Source organism: Bacillus sp. 1735sda2 (genome assembly GCF_024159245.1).
Classification (GTDB): Bacteria; Bacillota; Bacilli; order Bacillales; family Bacillaceae; genus Bacillus; species Bacillus pumilus_O.
In genome coordinates, this window is the sequence record NZ_JAMYWZ010000001.1 from 577778 (window position 1) to 595170 (window position 17393).

Sequence of the window (17393 nt, forward strand, 5' to 3'; positions counted from 1 at the left end):
GACACCCACTGTGAAATTAATGTGGACGACAAAAGGTGCGGATGAGACGAAACGAATTGCCGCTGCTTTGGCCAAACTTGTGATGCCGAGCGATGTTTTGACATTAGAAGGGGATTTAGGCGCAGGCAAAACGACTTTTTCAAAAGGCTTTGCAGAAGGCTTAGGGATTACCCGTATTGTCAACAGCCCTACCTTTACGATTATTAAAGAATATACCGATGGCAGACTGCCACTTTATCATATGGATGTGTACCGCATGGAAGATGCGGAAGAAGATATCGGTCTTGAAGAATATTTTGAGGGCGAAGGTGTATGCTTGGTTGAGTGGGCACATCTCATTGGACCTCAATTACCTTCCTCCTATTTGAAAATAGAAATGCTAAGAACAGAACGTGAAGAAGAACGTCAACTTACGTTTAGTGCAAAAGGGGAACGCTATGAGACCCTTTGTAAGGAGATGAAAGAATTTGACCATACTGGCAATTGATACGTCAAACCATACACTAGGAATTGCCCTTGTCAAAGATTCCACAGTGATTGGTGAAAGTATTACGTATTTAAAAAAGAACCATTCCGTCCGAGCGATGCCGACTGTTGAGGCATTGATGAAAGAATGTGGTGTAGCGCCAAGTGAACTAAGTAAAATTGTTGTAGCAAAAGGACCTGGTTCCTACACTGGCGTTCGAATCGGTGTGACCATTGCAAAAACACTCGCATGGACGCTGTCTATCCCGATATCGGCTGTTTCGAGTTTAGAAACACTTGCGGCAAATGGTCAATACTTTGATGGATGGATCTCACCACTATTTGATGCGAGAAGAGGACAAGTTTATACTGGGTTATATATGTTTGAAGAAGGAAAAATCCAAGAGATCAAACAAGACCAAAATATCTTGCTCACGGATTGGCTTCATGAGCTGAAAAAGACAGGAAAGCCTGTCCTATTCCTTGGACAGGATGTGCATCTTCATGAAGAGAGCATTCGCTCCATTTTAGGAGAAACGGCTGTGATTGCAGAGGGAGCTTTTCATAACCCAAGACCTTCAATGCTTGCCTTTTTAGGGACAGATCGTCCTGATGAAGATGTCCATCAGCTTGTTCCTAACTATATTCGTATGGCAGAAGCGGAAGTGAAATGGCTTGAAGGACAAAAATAATCTCAACATAACAGAGATTCGAAAAATGACGGTAGCGGACATTCCAGAGGTGTATACGATTGAAGTGCATTCGTTTACTGCCCCTTGGAAAAAAGAATCATTTGTCTATGAGATTCTTCATAACCAGTACAGCCATTATTTTCTCATTGAAGAAGATGAGCAACCTGTTGGGTATTGCGGGGTCTGGATCGTCATGGACGATGCACAAATTACGAACATTGCAATTCTCCCTGAGCATAGAGGAAAGGGTTACGGGGAAGCATTGCTGCGATATGTCATGGATTTTTGTAAAGAAAAAAAGACAGATCATCTTTCTTTAGAGGTGCGGGTTTCAAATACACCTGCACAATCCCTTTATGAAAAGCTTGGTTTCAGACCAGCTTCTATTCGAAAGAATTATTATACGGATAATGGGGAAGATGCATTGGTCATGTGGGTGAATATAAATGAGTGAACAAACAGATCGATTCATATTAGGTATAGAGACAAGCTGTGACGAAACAGCTGCATCTATTGTGAAAAATGGGAAAGAAATTGTAGCGAATGTAGTCGCGTCGCAAATAGAAAGCCATAAACGATTTGGCGGTGTTGTCCCAGAAATCGCTTCAAGGCATCATGTGGAGCAAGTTACTATCGTGTTAGAAGAAGTGATGACACAGACCAATATGAGCTTTCAAGATTTAGATGCCATTGCTGTTACAGAAGGACCAGGCTTAGTTGGCGCCCTTCTGATTGGTGTCAATGCAGCCAAGGCACTGAGCTTTGCCCATCAAATTCCTCTTGTTGGTGTACATCATATTGCGGGGCATATTTATGCAAATCAACTTGTAGATGAATTACAGTTTCCATGCTTGGCTCTTGTTGTTTCTGGAGGACATACTGAGCTTGTACTAATGAAAGAGCACGGATCATTTGAGGTGATCGGAGAAACATTAGATGATGCGGCTGGAGAAGCTTACGATAAAGTGGCCCGGACGATGGGTCTTCCGTATCCAGGCGGACCTCATATTGATCGGTTAGCACATGAAGGAGAGCCAACGATTAAGCTTCCACGAGCATGGCTTGAAGAAGGCTCTTATCACTTTAGCTTTAGTGGATTAAAATCAGCTGTTATTAACACACTACACAATGCCTCTCAAAAAGGTGAAATAATTGCTCCAGAGAATTTGGCAGCAAGTTTTCAAGCAAGTGTCATTGAGGTGCTCGTTGGAAAAACATTAAAAGCGGCAGAGGCCTATGGCGTCAAGCAGGTTGTCCTAGCTGGTGGCGTCGCTGCCAATAAAGGTCTGAGAGAAGCCTTAACGACAGCATTCACAAAGCTTCCTGACGTGAAGGTCATTGTTCCTCCGTTATCTCTTTGTACAGACAATGCAGCCATGATCGCTGCTGCTGGAACCATTGCGTTTGAGAGAGGAATAAGAGGCGATATGGCGATGAATGGCCAGCCGGGCTTACCACTTGTCTCATATGAATGAAAACGCCTGTGGATACACAGGTTTTTTTCATTTTTAATGAAAGCGATTTATTCACAAGCAATCCGGGTATATCCACAATTGTTAGAAAATTTCGTTATAAAATGATGTAGATGTGCATAAATATGATCTTTTATGTGGATATGTGGCTAAATATCTGTGGACAAAGTGGATAAGTCTATTTTTCAAAAGAATAATAAAGAACTTATTGTGGATACTAATGTGGATAAGAAATCTCCACTAAAAGAAAAAAGAGCACCCATTAGGGCGCCCATTAAGATTCGGATAGCTCTTCCCACTCTGCGAAAAGGGATTCGAGCTCTTGATGAAATGTATCATTTTCTATTTGAATGTTTTGGACCTTCTCGTGATCTTGAAAAATAGCAGGATCACATAGAAGCTCTTCATTGTCACCAAGCTTCGCTTCAATGATAGCAATCCGTTCTTCAATTTCCTCGATTCTACGCAGCTTTTGTCTTTCTTTCTTTTTTAGTTCTTTTTCTTCTGCATAAGAAAGCTTTGCTGTTTCAACTGGCTTTGCTGCTTGTTTTTTAAGCGCCTCATTTTCTTGAATCGCCTCAAGCTCTAATTGTTCATTTTTCTTTTCAAGATAGTAGTCATAGTCACCGAGATACTCTCTTGTTTCTGTAGGTGACAGCTCGAATACTTTCGTTGCTAGGCGGTTGATAAAATAACGGTCATGCGAGACAAATAAGATAGTTCCCGGATAATCAATGAGCGCATTTTCTAAAATTTCCTTACTATCTAAGTCCAAATGGTTCGTAGGCTCATCAAGTATCAGGAAATTGGCTTTTTGGAGCATCAGCTTTGCTAGGGCAAGGCGCGCTTTTTCTCCACCGCTTAATGCATGAACGGGCTTTAAGACGTCGTCACCGGAAAAGAGGAAGTTCCCTAAACATGTCCGAATGTCTTTTTCATTCATGTGAGGATAGTCATCCCAAAGCTCATTGAGCACTTTTTTGGAGGATGTCAGTTTGGCTTGTTCTTGGTCATAGTAGCCAATGGTGACATGAGATCCAAAGGTGATGTCGCCTTTTGCAGTCTTTAATGTGTTCGTTAACGTTTTTAAAAGGGTTGATTTCCCGATCCCATTAGGACCAATGAGTGCCACGCTATCCTCGCGTTTGATCTGAAATGAAAGAGAGGATAGAAGCGGTGTTTTTTCATCATAACGAATGTCTAGATCATGTACCTTTAGTACGTCATTGCCGCTTTGTCTCGTAATATCAAAATGAAAGTTTGCGGATTTTTCATCACCTAATGGCTTATCTAAACGATCCATCCGTTCCAACTGCTTGCGTCTGCTCTGGGCGCGCTTTGTGGTTGAGGCTCTTGCTAGATTGCGATCTACGAAATATTGAAGCTTTGAGATTTCTTCTTGCTGCTTTTCGTAAAGCTTCATATCACGCTCTAGTTGCTCAGCTTTCAGGTCAAGATACTTACTATAGTTGCCTGCAAACTTTTTCATGGCCGTTCTTGAAACTTCATATACATGGTTCACCACTTTGTCTAAGAAGTAGCGATCATGGGACACGATCAGAATAGCGCCTGTATAATTTTGCAAATACTGCTCCAGCCATGATAAGGTATCAATATCTAAATGGTTGGTCGGCTCGTCCAGAATTAAGAGTTGTGGTTTCATTAATAAGAGCTTTCCAAGCGCTAGACGGGTTTTCTGACCACCGCTTAAGGATTGAACGGTTGTCTCATCTTCAAAGTGACTAAAGCCGAGTCCATGAAGAATGGAGCGGACGTCTGCTTCGTATTGATAGCCGCCTTGATCTTTAAATTCCTGCTGTAGCCTGTCGTAGGTTTTCATAAGGGAATCCAGCTCGGCACCTGTGGAAGAAGCCATTTTCTCCTCGATGGTTCTCATCTCTTGTTCCATTTTTTTTAAATGATCAAAAACCGATAATAATTCGTCTTTTAACGTACGTGTAGACGTCACATCGGTATGCTGTGCTAAATAGCCGATCGATAGGTCTTTCGGTTTGATGATCTCACCTTGTTCGTAAGACAATTGACCGGCAATGATTTTCAAAAGGGTGGATTTGCCTGCGCCGTTACGACCTACAATGGCAATCCGATCCCTTGCTTTCACTTCCAATTTTATATTCGTTAAAACGGTATCAGCACCAAACGATTTGGACAGCTGATTCACTTGTAGAATCATCATGTAACTTCACCTCTGCTATAATATGTTAAGTGTAGCTTATCAGCAGTAAACCAGCAAATATTACATACAATCGCCATATTCAAATGAAAGACAGATAGGAAAAAATAGTGTATCATTTGAGTGAGGGAGCGTTGAAAAGATGAGTCAATTTAGCCACTTTAACGAACAAGGAAGAGCAAAGATGGTCGACATTAGTGACAAATCATCTACTATGAGAACCGCTGTTGCTGCTTCAAGTGTTCGTATGATAAAAGAAGTGTTTCATAAAATAGAGCAACGTGAAATTGGAAAAGGGGATGTGCTGTCTGTTGCACAGGTTGCTGGCATTATGGCAGCAAAGCAAACATCTACCATTATTCCAATGTGTCATCCGCTTGCATTAAAAGGAGTGGATATCTCCTTTGATTGGGAGGAAGACGGAAATGCGCACATTCTGAACATACAAGTACAGGTGAAAACAAAAGGAAGTACGGGTGTGGAGATGGAAGCGCTCACCTCTGCTTCAGTATGTGCACTGACCGTTTACGACATGTGCAAAGCGATTGATAAAGGCATGATCATCGGTCCTACCTATTTAATTGAAAAGACAGGCGGGAAAAACGGTGATTTTCACAGAGCATCTGATATTTAAGTTGGAGGACCTTATATGAATATAGATCAGTCAAAAATTCCACAAGCGACAGCCAAACGTTTGCCGCTATATTACCGTTTTTTAAAAAATCTGCATGCATCAGGAAAACAAAGGGTCTCATCGGCAGAGCTTAGTGATGCAGTCAAAGTGGATTCTGCTACCATTCGCCGAGATTTTTCGTACTTTGGTGCACTTGGGAAGAAGGGGTATGGCTATAATGTCGATTACCTTTTGACTTTCTTCAGAAAGACACTTGACCAAGATGAAATGACCAATGTCATGCTCATCGGTGTCGGGAATTTAGGGACTGCTTTTTTACACTATAATTTCATCAAAAATAATAATACAAAAATTTCAATGGCTTTTGACGTCAATGAGAGTAAAATAGGTAGTGAGATAGGCGGCGTGCCTGTCTATGATTTGGATAAGCTTGAAGAGCATGTTCAAGAGGTAGGAGATATACCTGTTGCCATTTTGACAGTACCTGCCGTAGCAGCTCAACCCATTACAGATCGTTTGATTGCCCTTGGCATCAAAGGGATCCTTAATTTTACGCCGGCCCGATTGAATGTGCCGGAACACATTCGAATTCATCATATAGATTTGGCGGTTGAACTTCAGTCTCTTGTGTATTTCTTAAAGCATTACTCTATTACACAGGAGGATTGACGAAAAGGGGTAAAGGGGGTGGAGCAAATGGGTCCGATTGGTCCTGGAAGTTTGGTTCTGATTGCGATTGTTGCGCTCATTATTTTTGGGCCGAAAAAGCTTCCTCAATTAGGAAGAGCAGCAGGAGATACATTACGTGAATTCAAAAATGCCACAAAGGGTTTAGCTGATGATCAGGAAGAAAATAAGAAAAAAGAAGATCAGTAGAATAGGATGAGCTTCATGAATGTCAAAGATATGCCGCTTATGGAGCATATTGTGGAACTGCGAAAACGTTTAGTGGTCATTGCGATGTTCTTTGTTGCCTTTATGGTGGCAGGTTTTTTTCTCGCTAAGCCGGTCATTGTGTATTTACAAAATACGGATGAAGCGGCAACACTGACGCTGAACGCGTTTAAGCTCACAGATCCTCTGTACGTGTTTATGCAGTTCGCATTTGTCATTGCTTTGGTTTTGACGTGTCCCGTGATTTTGTATCAGCTATGGGCGTTTGTGAGCCCTGGCTTATATGATAAAGAAAGAAAGGTGACACTTGCTTATATTCCGATTGCACTGCTTTTATTTTTAAGCGGTGTGGCTTTCTCTTATTTTATTTTGTTTCCGTTTGTCGTTGATTTTATGATACGGATGTCGAATGATTTAAATGTAGAGCAAGTCATTGGGATTCATGAGTATTTTACATTTCTGATGCAGTTAACACTTCCATTTGGCTTTTTGTTTCAGATGCCCGTTGTGTTGATGTTTCTCACAAGACTTGGCATCATCACACCGATGTTTTTATCAAAAATACGGAAGTATGCCTATTTTGTCCTCCTTGTCATTGCCGCACTGATTACACCGCCAGAGATCGTTTCCCACCTCATGGTTACTTTGCCGATGCTCGTATTGTACGAAGTGAGTATTGTCATTTCGAGAGTGACCTATCGTAAAATGCAGCAAATAGAGACAGAGGAGAAAGAAAATTATGATGTCTCATAAAAAACATCGTGATCCAAATAAGGGTCACGATGTTTTTTCTATTTTGACAGGAATTGATTGATTGCTTGGAATAGATGCTCATAATAGGCGGGTTCATGCGGGACAAAATCTTTTACACTGACTACTTTGCTTTCCTTACGTCGTTCTCCGGCTTTATCAATTTCAAAATCCTCCAGCTTCATGTTGTCAATTTTTCTAGTGAATAGCTGCTGTGCATCCATTAGCTTTGCTCTGTAAAGTCCAGCGACTTCTTCTTTTTGTAATTGAATGTTCATCTGCTCTTCTGGATGGACGTAAAGATAGACATGGCAAAATTCACGATCAGTAAAATTGTGTAGATGGATTTCATCCTGTATAACACCTGCAAAGGCTAGATCTTCAAAAGGGACAGTAAGACCAAGCTCTTCTTCTACCTCTCTCACACCGTCAAAAGGCTGTTCATTTGCAAGAAGATGACCTGCTGCGGTGATATCAAACAGAAAAGGAAAATCCTTTTTTACGGGACTTCTTAGCTGAAAATAGAGATACATAATGTCATGTTCCTTTTTAAGAAGCCAGAAGTGAAAGGTTTCATGCCAAAGGCCTTGGGCGTGGATATCTGATCGGGCAGCGACTCCAATCGTTTCATGCTGCTCATTTAAGATGTTCAGTTTTTCTTGTTCCATGAAAACGTGTCCCCCATAAAAAAACCATTTCCCACGTACGGAAAATGGTTTTTGATTTATTTTTGCTGCTGTTTTTTGAGTTTGACAGAGAAGGCAAACATTTTAAGCGCGATATTGATATTATAGGCCGCAAACACCATCAGCAAAATGCTGTAAAATGACCACATGTCACCTGGATTTTGAATGGCCATATACGTGAAAGCCACACCTACGGCAAAATAAATGATGCCCCATACAACAGGGTTTCTCATGAGAAAAAGCCTCCAATAATCATTTGCATTGTTTGAGATTGTTCTTCAATCATTTTTCTTACTGGCTCAATTTGCACAAGAATAACGAGCGAGTTCATCAGCATATGAGCACCGATTGGAACAATGATTCGTTTTGTTTTCGCATATAAAAAGGCAAAGGTAAAGCCCATTGCGGTATAGAGCAAGATATGTGGGAAATCATTGTGTACAGCAGCGAAAACCACTGAACTGACAAGTGCTCCAATGAAAAAATTCGTTTTTTCATAAACCACACCAAAGATGATTTTTCGAAAAATGATTTCCTCCAATATCGGTCCAATCAGGGCGATGACAATCACAAGCCATGGAACTGCATCCATAATGGATAAAATGTTTTGAGTATTTTCGGATTCTCGGCCAATGCCAAATGCATATTGTTCAATCGCCCCCGCAATTGATTGTGCAAAGAGGGAAAGAAAGAAACCGACAATGATCCAAACGATTGCCGCGCCGACTGAAGCCGGTGCTTCATTTCGAAGTGAAGCTTTTGGCACAGTCCGAAGAATGAGCAGAATAATGATTAATCCGACACAGAAACTAATGATTGTCCATGTACCTGACAATTTAGAGAGCTCTGCTTGTGTCATCGGTGTCTGAATGTAGCCTAACCATTTCATGATGAACACATAAGGAATCGCAGAAAGCTGCACCAATATATACGTTAAGATGATGTACCAATATTGTTTTTTCAAGTAACGAAAACCCCTTTACTAAAAGAACTAGATTTATTGTAACACAAGTCTTCTTTTTCGATGAAAAGGAAAGAATCTGAGTTGAAAAAAGATCATGAAAGCGTAAAAATTTTTAAAGGTTTTTACTTGAAATTGCAGAAGACATTCTTTATTATAATAAATGTGTTAGCACTCACTGGTGATGAGTGCTAAAAAAAGACTACATATAAAAATTGAGGAGGTTGTTTCTTATGTTAAAGCCATTAGGCGATCGCGTAATCATTGAACTCGTTGAATCTGAGGAAAAAACCGCTAGCGGTATTGTGTTACCGGATTCTGCAAAAGAAAAACCGCAAGAAGGTAAAATTGTTGCAGCAGGTTCAGGTCGTGTACTTGAAAGTGGTGAGCGCGTTGCGTTAGAAGTAAACACAGGCGACCGCATTATCTTCTCAAAATATGCAGGCACTGAAGTGAAATATGAAGGCAAAGAATATTTAATCCTTCGTGAGAGCGACATTTTAGCTGTTATTGGTTAATCACATAAAAAACTTTGAAATAAATTTTTAAAAAGACTGAGGAGGTTTCGTTATTATGGCAAAAGATATTAAGTTCAGTGAAGAAGCACGTCGCGCGATGTTACGTGGTGTAGATGCACTTGCAGATGCTGTAAAAGTCACTTTAGGACCTAAAGGACGTAACGTAGTTCTAGAGAAAAAATTCGGTTCTCCACTTATCACAAACGATGGTGTAACGATTGCAAAAGAAATCGAATTAGAAGATGCATTTGAAAACATGGGTGCGAAACTTGTGGCTGAAGTTGCAAGCAAAACAAACGACGTAGCTGGTGACGGTACAACAACTGCAACAGTTCTAGCTCAAGCGATGATCCGTGAAGGTCTTAAAAACGTAACAGCTGGTGCAAACCCTGTTGGCGTTCGTAAAGGGATTGAAGAAGCAGTGAAAGTAGCTCTTGAAGGCTTGCACGAGATTTCTAAACCAATCGAAGGCAAAGAATCAATTGCTCAAGTTGCGTCTATTTCTGCAGCAGATGAAGAAGTTGGAAGCCTAATTGCTGAAGCAATGGAGCGTGTAGGTAACGACGGCGTGATCACAATCGAAGAATCTAAAGGATTCACAACTGAGCTTGAAGTGGTTGAAGGAATGCAGTTTGACCGCGGATATGCTTCACCATACATGGTGACGGATTCTGATAAGATGGAAGCAGTTCTTGAAAATCCTTACATCTTAATCACTGATAAAAAGATCACAAACATTCAAGAAATCCTTCCAGTACTTGAGCAAGTTGTACAACAAGGAAAACCATTATTGCTCATTGCTGAAGATGTAGAAGGCGAAGCACTTGCAACTCTTGTTGTGAACAAACTTCGTGGAACATTCAACGCAGTGGCAGTAAAAGCACCTGGATTCGGTGATCGTCGTAAAGCTATGCTTGAGGACATCTCTGTTCTAACTGGCGGAGAGTTAATCACAGAAGACCTAGGACTTGACCTAAAATCAACTGAAATCGGTCAGCTTGGCCGCGCGTCTAAAGTCGTTGTGACAAAAGAAAACACAACCATCGTAGAAGGCTCAGGAGATTCTGCTCAAATCGCAGCACGTGTGAACCAAATCCGTGCACAAGTTGAAGAAACAACTTCTGAATTCGATAAAGAAAAATTACAAGAACGTCTTGCTAAACTAGCTGGTGGCGTCGCTGTCATCAAAGTTGGTGCTGCAACTGAAACAGAACTAAAAGAGCGTAAACTACGCATCGAGGATGCACTCAACTCAACTCGTGCAGCAGTTGAAGAAGGTATCGTTTCCGGTGGTGGTACAGCACTTGTGAATGTATACAAAAAAGTCGCTTCAATCGAAGCAGATGGTGACGTTCAAACAGGTGTGAACATCGTTCTACGTTCTCTTGAAGAGCCAATTCGTCAAATCGCTCACAACGCAGGTCTTGAAGGATCAGTCATCGTTGAGCGCTTGAAAAACGAAGAAATTGGCGTAGGCTTCAACGCAGCAACAAACGAATGGATAAACATGATCGAAAAAGGAATCGTTGACCCAACAAAAGTAACTCGCTCTGCACTTCAAAACGCAGCTTCTGTAGCAGCAATGCTTCTAACAACTGAAGCAGTCGTTGCTGACAAACCAGAAGAAGGCGGCTCAGGCGGCGGAATGCCAGATATGGGCGGCATGGGCGGTATGGGTGGAATGATGTAATTACGGAATTAAACCCTTGATTAATAAGGGTTTATCCGTAAGTCACACTCATTTTGGTGCCATTTTGATGCCACATAGATAAATTAGAGGCTTTTCATTAGTTCTCCGAACTTTTGAGAAGCTTCTTTTTTTCGGTCTTTTGTTATGTGAAGGTATATTTTGGTTGTTGTTTGATCTTCTGTATGTCCAAGTCTATCCATTATCCTTTGAAGATCCACACCAGCCTCAGCAAGAAGTGAAGTATGGGTGTGTCTTAAAGAATGAGGAGTTAGTTTCTTCTGTATACCTGACTTTTTTAGAACTGCATTAAACCTATTTTCAATAGTCTTAATAAAGTGAGGATAACCCCAATAAGGTCCCTTAATTCTGGCGAAAACAAAATTATGATCATGCCATTCATGTTTCATTAGCATTTTAATTTCATTTTGTTGAATCCGAAATTTATTAATTGCTTGTAAAACTTCACTCTCAACATCAATTTTTCTGATGGAGCCACTAGTTTTAGGAGGTAGGAGAGTATATTTTTTGGTGCTGTTACTTGGATTGTAATAAGTTTTTGTAACACTGATGGTACATTCCTTGAAATCAATATCTGACCACTTTAAAGCAGCAAGCTCACCAGCTCTTAAACCAGTCCAAGCTAACAAGTAGAACATAACGTAATACTCAAAATTTAAATGATATGCAGTATCTAAAAAGTGTTTTAATTCATTCTTCTCAAAGTATTTTTCTTCTATTTTTTCATTTTCAATTTCTTCGACTGTCTTCTTATCTTTTGGCAAGTAAGCAAATGCAGATGGATCAACAAAGATCAAATCTTGTTCTAAAGCTCGTTTGAAAATCATTCTTGCGGTACCGTGTATACCAGATATCGTGTTTTCTGATAGCTTCTTCTCGACTTTCAAACTCGTTATAGCATCCTGATACATTTTTTTAGTAATATCCTTGAGCTTACGAAAACCGAAGAATTTATTTAAATGACCAATTTCATGCTTTCTAACTCTAATGGTGCTAACTTTTCTGTCCGTGTTACTGTAAACATCTAACCATTCAGCGGCCATGTCTTTGAAGGTGATATCATTTTTTAAGTCTAATTTTGCCTTACCGAGAATGTATTCCAAATCGATCATAGCATCAGCTGCATGTTTTCTTTTAGTGAAGCCTCTTCTTACAATCCTTTGCCGCTTGCCAGTTTGCGGATTTACTCCATCCTCAATTATAAACATCCAGCGGTCGCCTTTTTTAGTCTCGTATTTTTGAAGTCTTCCCATAATTAATCCTCCTCAATTAATTTGTTTTAAGGATCTCTCGTATAAAGCAAAAGCAAAGCTTTTTCTTCTATACATCTCTAAGCGGGCAGCGGCAAAAGAATAAGTCACATTAAAGGTGTCACCAATTAGCTTTATTGCTTCAGATTGCAAAGAAGGCAGGTTCAACTTTTGAAGCATAAAGGATGGCACACAGAAATGGTACATAAAACTATTAGCCTGGTATTCTTGCAACTCTCGAAAGAGCTTGTGCATATCAAACTGGTTCCCGTAGTGCTTAATTACATGACATAACTCATGACCAAAATCTTCCCATTGTTGTTTTTTATTTAAACGTTTATCAATAACCATGCTGTACGAGCCATTCACGCAAAAAAGGACACTAGGCCTTCTTTCAAAGTGAAGCCATATTTTTAGTGAAGCTGCTATAAGTTCCATATCAATTAACTCTGGCGTAAGCATGTTTATTTTTGTGTATATTTTCTTCACTTCTTCTTCTAAATGAGATAGTCCCTTCATTTGTCCACCCCTAAAATGAGAATGTGCGTTCTGTTTTTGTTTGAAAAGAAAAGCCTTTTAATAGGCTAATCCTTAATTTTATAAGATTCATTGAATGTGTCAGGAACTGCTAGCTTTGATTGATCTTTATAAACAAAATAAATTCGGGGGTTTTCAGCTATTCCGCCGCCTTTAATTCTATTTTTAATATCTAATCCAGCTTCACTAACCCATGATTCTTTTTCATATGAAGACATGGTTTTAAAATTTTCTGATACAAATGCATAAACATGTTCCCAACTGTTAGTCATAGGTTCAATTTTGAATAATAGGCCATCGCTATTGTCTACATATTCTTTAAGGCGATCTTTAGTATCAATCTCTAATTCTTTAATATTTTCTTCTTGTTCTTTCTTATTAGCGGCCTGTTTTTTGTTGAATTCTTCGGCCTCCACAGCTTCTTTTTCTCTATCTTCCTTTTCGGCTGCTTCTTGTTTTATTTTAGCCTCTTCAATGGCTGCACGTTCGTGTTTAGCGCCTGGGAGGTTGTATGCAATGATAGGCACTACAATTAATGACAGTGCTGTTAAGTATGTTATCGTTGCAATAATCATCTTGAATTTACTTTGAGAGCGGAACCCTAAAATTTTATTTTGCCACTTTCTTTTTTTGAGAATCATCTTAATATTGTGTTCTTCAAGTTGTGAGTAAAAGGGTTTGTCATCTGCAAGTTTTAAAGTGATTTCTTTTTCACCAGTCAATGCAAATTCGGTGCTAAGAGCAAATTTATCAATATCTGTTTGTGAAAATTGTTCCCACTTAAAAGATTCCACATTATGAACATTATCATTTTTTATTAAAAAGACATCAAATCCTACATTGTGTACAGATATTAATGTAATATCTAATGCTCCATACCCCTTTATACTGCCGTTTGTTAAGTCTCCTTTTTTATAATTATGCCGTTCTATGTATTCTGCGACAATTTGATTGTGATTCTTTTTCTTCTTTTCACTCATCTGTAAAACACCCCTTTTATCGCTGTAATTTTTACAGTTGAACAGTCATTCAATTGTAGACTTTACTGTAAAAATTACAGTTGAATAGCTGTTCAACTGAAGGTATTACTGTAAAAATTACAGTATTAATTAAACTAAATAATAATAAATAAAAAGATTTTAAAAAATAACACACTCTAATCTGTATTGCAAGAGTTTTATTGGAAAACACATATAAAATCTAAATTTATTAAAAACGCCGTATTTGCCTTCTCGGACATTTTTATACCATGCGGGTATATTTGATCTAAATGCTTATTAAAATCTCTCAAATGCTCCGGAAATGATGTTTAAATGGATTTATTTGCATATCCAAAACTTTTATTTTCTACCCATCTTTTTTTCCTTCTCTCTGATGTAATTGATAAAGTCTATTGTTTGTTTTCTGGCTTCCTCTGAAAAATCAGATGCAGCTTTAAAAGCAATCTGTAATTCAGGATCGTTTAAATCATATTCAACTTGTTCCGAGGAAATATTTTCGGTTCTGCCAAGTAGATAATCAGTAGTTGTATTTAATGCATCGGCCAAATCTTTTAGCATTTCATTAGATGGCGTACTATGGCCGTTTTCATAATTGCTTATAGTTCCTTTTGTTGTTTTAACACGTTTAGCTAACTCTTCTTGTGTTAATCCTTTATTCTTTCTGACACTCTTTAATCGTTTAGAGAGCATGACAGTTTCCTCCAATTTAAAAGTACAAGTTTATTGTACTATAAAGAAAAGCTTACTAAACAAAAGTATAAGAAACTCATACTTTTATGTTGACATACAAGATTCTTATACTTATAATGAAATCAACAAGTACAAGAATCTTATACAAAGGTGGTGAGCATGATGAAAAATCTCAAATTGGTTCAAGCTAGAAAAGCCAAAGGCTTAACGCAGGAAGAGCTTGCTTTTAAACTCAATTGTAAGAAATCAACTATTTCTAATTGGGAGAACGGGTACTCTAAACCTAAAATGGATGATGCGTTTAAAGTCAGTGAAATTTTAGGTGCGGATATAAAAGCTCTTTTTTTAAATCAAAAAGGACAAGATTCTCATACAAACACAGCATAATTCAATTTGAAAGGAGCATGAGCATGGAAAAAAATAATGTAAGTCTTCATGTAACAAACCAACCTGAATTGAAAGAGTTGCTCGATAAGGCTGGGTACCAAATCGAACAACTCAAACAAACACTTAGTCAAATTGAATCATTTAAACCTAATGTGAAAATTGATTAAAAACCAAGCTTTCTAGCCACATACTCAGTACTAGCTGTTTCAAGCATTTCTCTCCATGAACTGAATTTAGTGTTATTTAAAACATAATCATCTAATTCATTTTCAGGTATTTGATCTAAGTTTTCATGCTTTGAGAAAATCTCTCCACTTTCAAATTCATTGTAGGATGAAAAATTAGTGTTTTTTCTCAAAAAAGTATCTGTCAACAACTCTTCTAAAGGAACGTCGTTAGATCCTTGAAGATCATCAGCAGCTTTAGACATTTTTTCGAGTTGTTTTTCAAATTCTTTAAACCCTTTGATTTCCATATGTTTCACCACCTTTCAGAAATATTATCGGCTGAAAGGTAGAAAAATCCAATAGGAGGTTGAATCATGCCACAGACAGTTATCACTTTTGATGAAATGACAGCCGCCGTGTTTCAAGATCAAATGCAAAAATTGTTTCAGGCAGCTTATGAAAAGGGTGTTGAAGACGGGATGAAAAAATACTCATATCCACCCGTTTTAAATGTCGATCATTTAATACAAATTCTGTCAGTCAAAAGACCAACGGTATCAAAAATAACAGCTAGACCTGATTTTCCTAAACTCACTCAAATTCAAGCTAGGTACCCAAGAGATGAGGTTTTTGAATGGATTAAAAATAATTCCTCGTACATTCAGGAGGTTACAGCGTGAACCAATTACAACAGATTTTCAATTATCAGGATCAAGAGATTCGAACAGTTATTCAAGATGGACAACCTTGGTTTGTTGCAAAAGACTTGTGCGAAGTCTTGGAAATCAAAAACAATCGTGATGCTCTTTCCCGACTTGATGAAGACGAAAAGGGAGTAGTTTTAACCGACACCCTTGGTGGATCGCAAGAATTAGCAGCAGTAAATGAACCAGGTCTATATGCTCTCATCTTGAGTAGCCGCAAACCAGAAGCAAAACAATTTAAGCGTTGGATCACACACGATGTTATTCCAACAATCAGACAAACCGGTCAATATGGTGGACCAAAAGCTCTCACTGAAAGAGAACAGAGAATTGAGTCTCTTAAACTCTTATTAGAAACATCACAACGGCAGGATGAAATGTCTAAGAAATTAACTACTCATGAAAAGAAAATCCTTGAATTGAACACCAAAGTGGATGAGCAGATCACACTTGATCATGGTGAACAAAGACGGATTCAAAAAGCCGTTGCTTCTAGGGTTTACAGTTTTACAGAAGATGGATCAGAAAGAAAACGGCTATTCAGTGAACTGCATCGAGAAATTAAAGATCGTTTCGCCGTATCCAGCTATAAAGATTTAAAAAGAAAAGATATGCAAGTAGCTGTGAATTACATTGTTAACTGGGTTCCGCGCAGGGTTTCCTAGATCCTGCCGTGTCCCTTCATTAATAAATTTTACCAATAAAAATCGAATAAAGAAGGATGGGAACAAATGCAGAACAGCCCGTATAATCAGCAGAATTTACCTGAAATTCTTAGAAAAGTAAGGAAAGAAGCCGGATATTCGCAATATCAGCTTGGCACATTAATCGGAGGGCGTGATCAGAGGAATGTATCAGACATTGAAAATGGTTATGTCAGACCTACTCCTGAATTGTGTATCAACTGGTTCAAAGCATGTGGAGCCTATGAACATATCGATCTCGTACACTACATTTTCAAAATGCATCCGCTCGCCGCGGCACCGATTGATCCCGCCTTAAATGATAGTGCTCACAAGGCTTTAATCAATCTAGTACAGGAAATGAAAGACGCACAAAAAGCTATTGGTGAGCTTGCTGAATGGTTGAACAATACCCGTCCGGGCAAACATGGCGAGCTTCCTATGCAGGCTATCAAGCAAATATACGACCTGACACAAGCAAATAAAACGCTCATGTATTCAATGGCGCGTGAGTTTGATCTTAAAATACAAGACCTTACGGAAAAATGGTCGAAAAAAGCTATCGTTTCAGAGGTGGCGATGCACAAAAGACAGGATAGGGAGGCGGTTCTAGCGTGATTGAAAAACAGTTCATTAGTGAAGATGTATCGAGAGCAAAGACGAAAATTGATTGTGTGAAAGAGCTTTTATATCTTGCTCATCAAGAATTGAAAGACGGAAATTATGAAGAAGTTGCAAGTCTAGCTGGAAGCATCAGAAATATCAGCGAGGAGCTTGTACGGATGAATAACAAAGGTCTTCTAATTCAAGCGGCGGCAGAAATACAGAAAAAACATGGTGTGCGGCTTGAGCTTGTTACACGCACTGAAAGGACTGAAATCATTGAATATTGAGCATCCGATGGTGACGCAGATTAATAGTTTTGGTTATCCGAAAGATTACTGGAAGGATGAAGCAGAGCGAAATGGATATGAAGAGGAAGACGAAGACAAATAAAAAA

At 39.0% G+C, this 17393-nt stretch carries 25 protein-coding genes; 16 read left to right on the plus strand and 9 right to left on the minus strand.

The features are described 5' to 3' along the window. Positions 1-19: 19 nt before the first annotated feature. The 4 genes from tsaE to tsaD are packed head-to-tail and all read left to right on the plus strand — an operon-like array spanning position 20 to position 2632. Positions 20-487 carry a tRNA (adenosine(37)-N6)-threonylcarbamoyltransferase complex ATPase subunit type 1 TsaE gene (gene tsaE, locus NKR21_RS02875; RefSeq protein WP_253602568.1) on the plus strand — a complete coding sequence of 156 codons (468 nt, stop codon included), beginning with the start codon at positions 20-22 and terminating at the stop codon, positions 485-487. Then, positions 468-1157 (plus strand): tRNA (adenosine(37)-N6)-threonylcarbamoyltransferase complex dimerization subunit type 1 TsaB, encoded by a 690-nt coding sequence (gene tsaB, locus NKR21_RS02880; protein ID WP_144456906.1) that lies wholly within the window; start codon positions 468-470, stop codon positions 1155-1157. The genes tsaE and tsaB overlap by 20 nt, the downstream gene beginning before the upstream one ends. A 25-nt stretch (positions 1158-1182) precedes the next feature. Continuing rightward, positions 1183-1611 (plus strand): ribosomal protein S18-alanine N-acetyltransferase, encoded by a 429-nt coding sequence (rimI, locus tag NKR21_RS02885; protein ID WP_088004291.1) that lies wholly within the window; start codon positions 1183-1185, stop codon positions 1609-1611. Next, entirely contained in the window at positions 1604-2632 is a 1029-nt protein-coding gene (gene tsaD / locus NKR21_RS02890) for a tRNA (adenosine(37)-N6)-threonylcarbamoyltransferase complex transferase subunit TsaD (RefSeq protein ID WP_144456905.1), read from the plus strand. Before rimI ends, tsaD begins: the two co-directional genes overlap by 8 nt. A gap of 271 nt (positions 2633-2903) precedes the next feature. On the opposite strand, the gene abc-f is transcribed toward tsaD, so the two are convergent. After that, positions 2904-4826, minus strand: a complete 1923-nt coding sequence (gene abc-f / locus NKR21_RS02895) for a ribosomal protection-like ABC-F family protein (protein ID WP_144456902.1) — start codon at positions 4824-4826, stop codon at positions 2904-2906. A gap of 139 nt (positions 4827-4965) precedes the next feature. Between abc-f and moaC the strand changes: the two genes are divergently transcribed. From moaC to tatC, 4 genes are read left to right on the plus strand one after another with little or no spacing between them, the layout of a single operon-like run. Beyond that, positions 4966-5457, plus strand: a complete 492-nt coding sequence (gene moaC, locus NKR21_RS02900) for a cyclic pyranopterin monophosphate synthase MoaC (protein WP_012009075.1) — start codon at positions 4966-4968, stop codon at positions 5455-5457. 15 nt (positions 5458-5472) lie between these two features. After that, positions 5473-6126, plus strand: a complete 654-nt coding sequence (locus NKR21_RS02905) for a redox-sensing transcriptional repressor Rex (protein ID WP_012009076.1) — start codon at positions 5473-5475, stop codon at positions 6124-6126. Positions 6127-6153: 27 nt separating this feature from the next. Beyond that, entirely contained in the window at positions 6154-6333 is a 180-nt protein-coding gene (locus NKR21_RS02910) for a twin-arginine translocase TatA/TatE family subunit (RefSeq protein WP_012009077.1), read from the plus strand. Positions 6334-6339: 6 nt separating this feature from the next. Further along, the gene (gene tatC / locus NKR21_RS02915) at positions 6340-7104 is read left to right on the plus strand and encodes a twin-arginine translocase subunit TatC (protein ID WP_144456899.1); all 765 of its coding nucleotides are present in this window, start codon (positions 6340-6342) and stop codon (positions 7102-7104) included. 38 nt (positions 7105-7142) lie between these two features. Here tatC and NKR21_RS02920 read toward each other — a convergent pair whose 3' ends face one another. Genes NKR21_RS02920 through NKR21_RS02930 form a run of 3 tightly spaced genes read right to left on the minus strand, consistent with a single transcriptional unit; the run spans position 7143 to position 8751 of the window. Beyond that, a complete protein-coding gene (locus NKR21_RS02920) occupies positions 7143-7769 on the minus strand; it encodes an NUDIX hydrolase (protein ID WP_144456897.1) in 627 nt (208 codons plus the stop codon). 56 nt (positions 7770-7825) lie between these two features. Next, on the minus strand, positions 7826-8020 hold the full coding sequence (locus NKR21_RS02925; RefSeq protein WP_003213897.1) for a YdiK family protein: 195 nt from the start codon (positions 8018-8020) through the stop codon (positions 7826-7828). Continuing rightward, positions 8017-8751, minus strand: a complete 735-nt coding sequence (locus NKR21_RS02930) for a CPBP family intramembrane glutamic endopeptidase (protein ID WP_144456895.1) — start codon at positions 8749-8751, stop codon at positions 8017-8019. The genes NKR21_RS02925 and NKR21_RS02930 overlap by 4 nt, the downstream gene beginning before the upstream one ends. Positions 8752-8981: 230 nt before the next feature. On the opposite strand from NKR21_RS02930, the gene groES reads away from it, so the two are divergent. Together groES and groL are read left to right on the plus strand one after the other, a co-directional pair. After that, the gene (groES, locus tag NKR21_RS02935) at positions 8982-9266 is read left to right on the plus strand and encodes a co-chaperone GroES (RefSeq protein WP_003214120.1); all 285 of its coding nucleotides are present in this window, start codon (positions 8982-8984) and stop codon (positions 9264-9266) included. Positions 9267-9321: 55 nt separating this feature from the next. Beyond that, positions 9322-10956: a chaperonin GroEL gene (gene groL, locus NKR21_RS02940; protein WP_144456893.1), complete on the plus strand. Its 1635-nt coding sequence runs from the start codon at positions 9322-9324 to the stop codon at positions 10954-10956. An 83-nt stretch (positions 10957-11039) separates the two neighbouring features. On the opposite strand, the gene NKR21_RS02945 is transcribed toward groL, so the two are convergent. The 4 genes from NKR21_RS02945 to NKR21_RS02960 form a co-directional block, all read right to left on the minus strand. Then, positions 11040-12227 (minus strand): tyrosine-type recombinase/integrase, encoded by a 1188-nt coding sequence (locus tag NKR21_RS02945; RefSeq protein WP_212046616.1) that lies wholly within the window; start codon positions 12225-12227, stop codon positions 11040-11042. Positions 12228-12239: 12 nt separating this feature from the next. Beyond that, positions 12240-12743: an ImmA/IrrE family metallo-endopeptidase gene (locus tag NKR21_RS02950; protein WP_253602414.1), complete on the minus strand. Its 504-nt coding sequence runs from the start codon at positions 12741-12743 to the stop codon at positions 12240-12242. Between the two features lie 65 nt (positions 12744-12808). Beyond that, positions 12809-13741 (minus strand): hypothetical protein, encoded by a 933-nt coding sequence (locus tag NKR21_RS02955; protein ID WP_253602415.1) that lies wholly within the window; start codon positions 13739-13741, stop codon positions 12809-12811. A 360-nt stretch (positions 13742-14101) separates the two neighbouring features. Continuing rightward, a complete protein-coding gene (locus NKR21_RS02960) occupies positions 14102-14452 on the minus strand; it encodes a helix-turn-helix domain-containing protein (RefSeq protein ID WP_144482357.1) in 351 nt (116 codons plus the stop codon). A gap of 162 nt (positions 14453-14614) precedes the next feature. Here NKR21_RS02960 and NKR21_RS02965 point away from each other — a divergent pair, with 162 nt between their 5' ends. Both NKR21_RS02965 and NKR21_RS02970 read left to right on the plus strand, forming a co-directional pair. Beyond that, complete coding sequence (locus tag NKR21_RS02965; protein WP_098676748.1) at positions 14615-14839, plus strand: helix-turn-helix transcriptional regulator; 225 nt, start codon at positions 14615-14617, stop codon at positions 14837-14839. A gap of 23 nt (positions 14840-14862) precedes the next feature. Then, on the plus strand, positions 14863-15006 hold the full coding sequence (locus NKR21_RS02970) for a hypothetical protein (RefSeq protein WP_253602416.1): 144 nt from the start codon (positions 14863-14865) through the stop codon (positions 15004-15006). On the opposite strand, the gene NKR21_RS02975 is transcribed toward NKR21_RS02970, so the two are convergent. Continuing rightward, positions 15003-15314 carry a hypothetical protein gene (locus NKR21_RS02975; RefSeq protein ID WP_253602417.1) on the minus strand — a complete coding sequence of 104 codons (312 nt, stop codon included), beginning with the start codon at positions 15312-15314 and terminating at the stop codon, positions 15003-15005. The genes NKR21_RS02970 and NKR21_RS02975 overlap by 4 nt on opposite strands. A gap of 66 nt (positions 15315-15380) precedes the next feature. On the opposite strand from NKR21_RS02975, the gene NKR21_RS02980 reads away from it, so the two are divergent. From NKR21_RS02980 to NKR21_RS02995, 4 genes are all read left to right on the plus strand, one after another. Next, complete coding sequence (locus tag NKR21_RS02980) at positions 15381-15686, plus strand: helix-turn-helix transcriptional regulator (protein WP_253602418.1); 306 nt, start codon at positions 15381-15383, stop codon at positions 15684-15686. Continuing rightward, positions 15683-16375: a BRO family protein gene (locus NKR21_RS02985; RefSeq protein WP_253602419.1), complete on the plus strand. Its 693-nt coding sequence runs from the start codon at positions 15683-15685 to the stop codon at positions 16373-16375. Before NKR21_RS02980 ends, NKR21_RS02985 begins: the two co-directional genes overlap by 4 nt. Positions 16376-16441: 66 nt before the next feature. After that, positions 16442-17011: a helix-turn-helix domain-containing protein gene (locus tag NKR21_RS02990; protein ID WP_253602420.1), complete on the plus strand. Its 570-nt coding sequence runs from the start codon at positions 16442-16444 to the stop codon at positions 17009-17011. Continuing rightward, positions 17008-17286: a YqaH family protein gene (locus NKR21_RS02995; RefSeq protein WP_253602421.1), complete on the plus strand. Its 279-nt coding sequence runs from the start codon at positions 17008-17010 to the stop codon at positions 17284-17286. Before NKR21_RS02990 ends, NKR21_RS02995 begins: the two co-directional genes overlap by 4 nt. Positions 17287-17393: the final 107 nt, after the last annotated feature.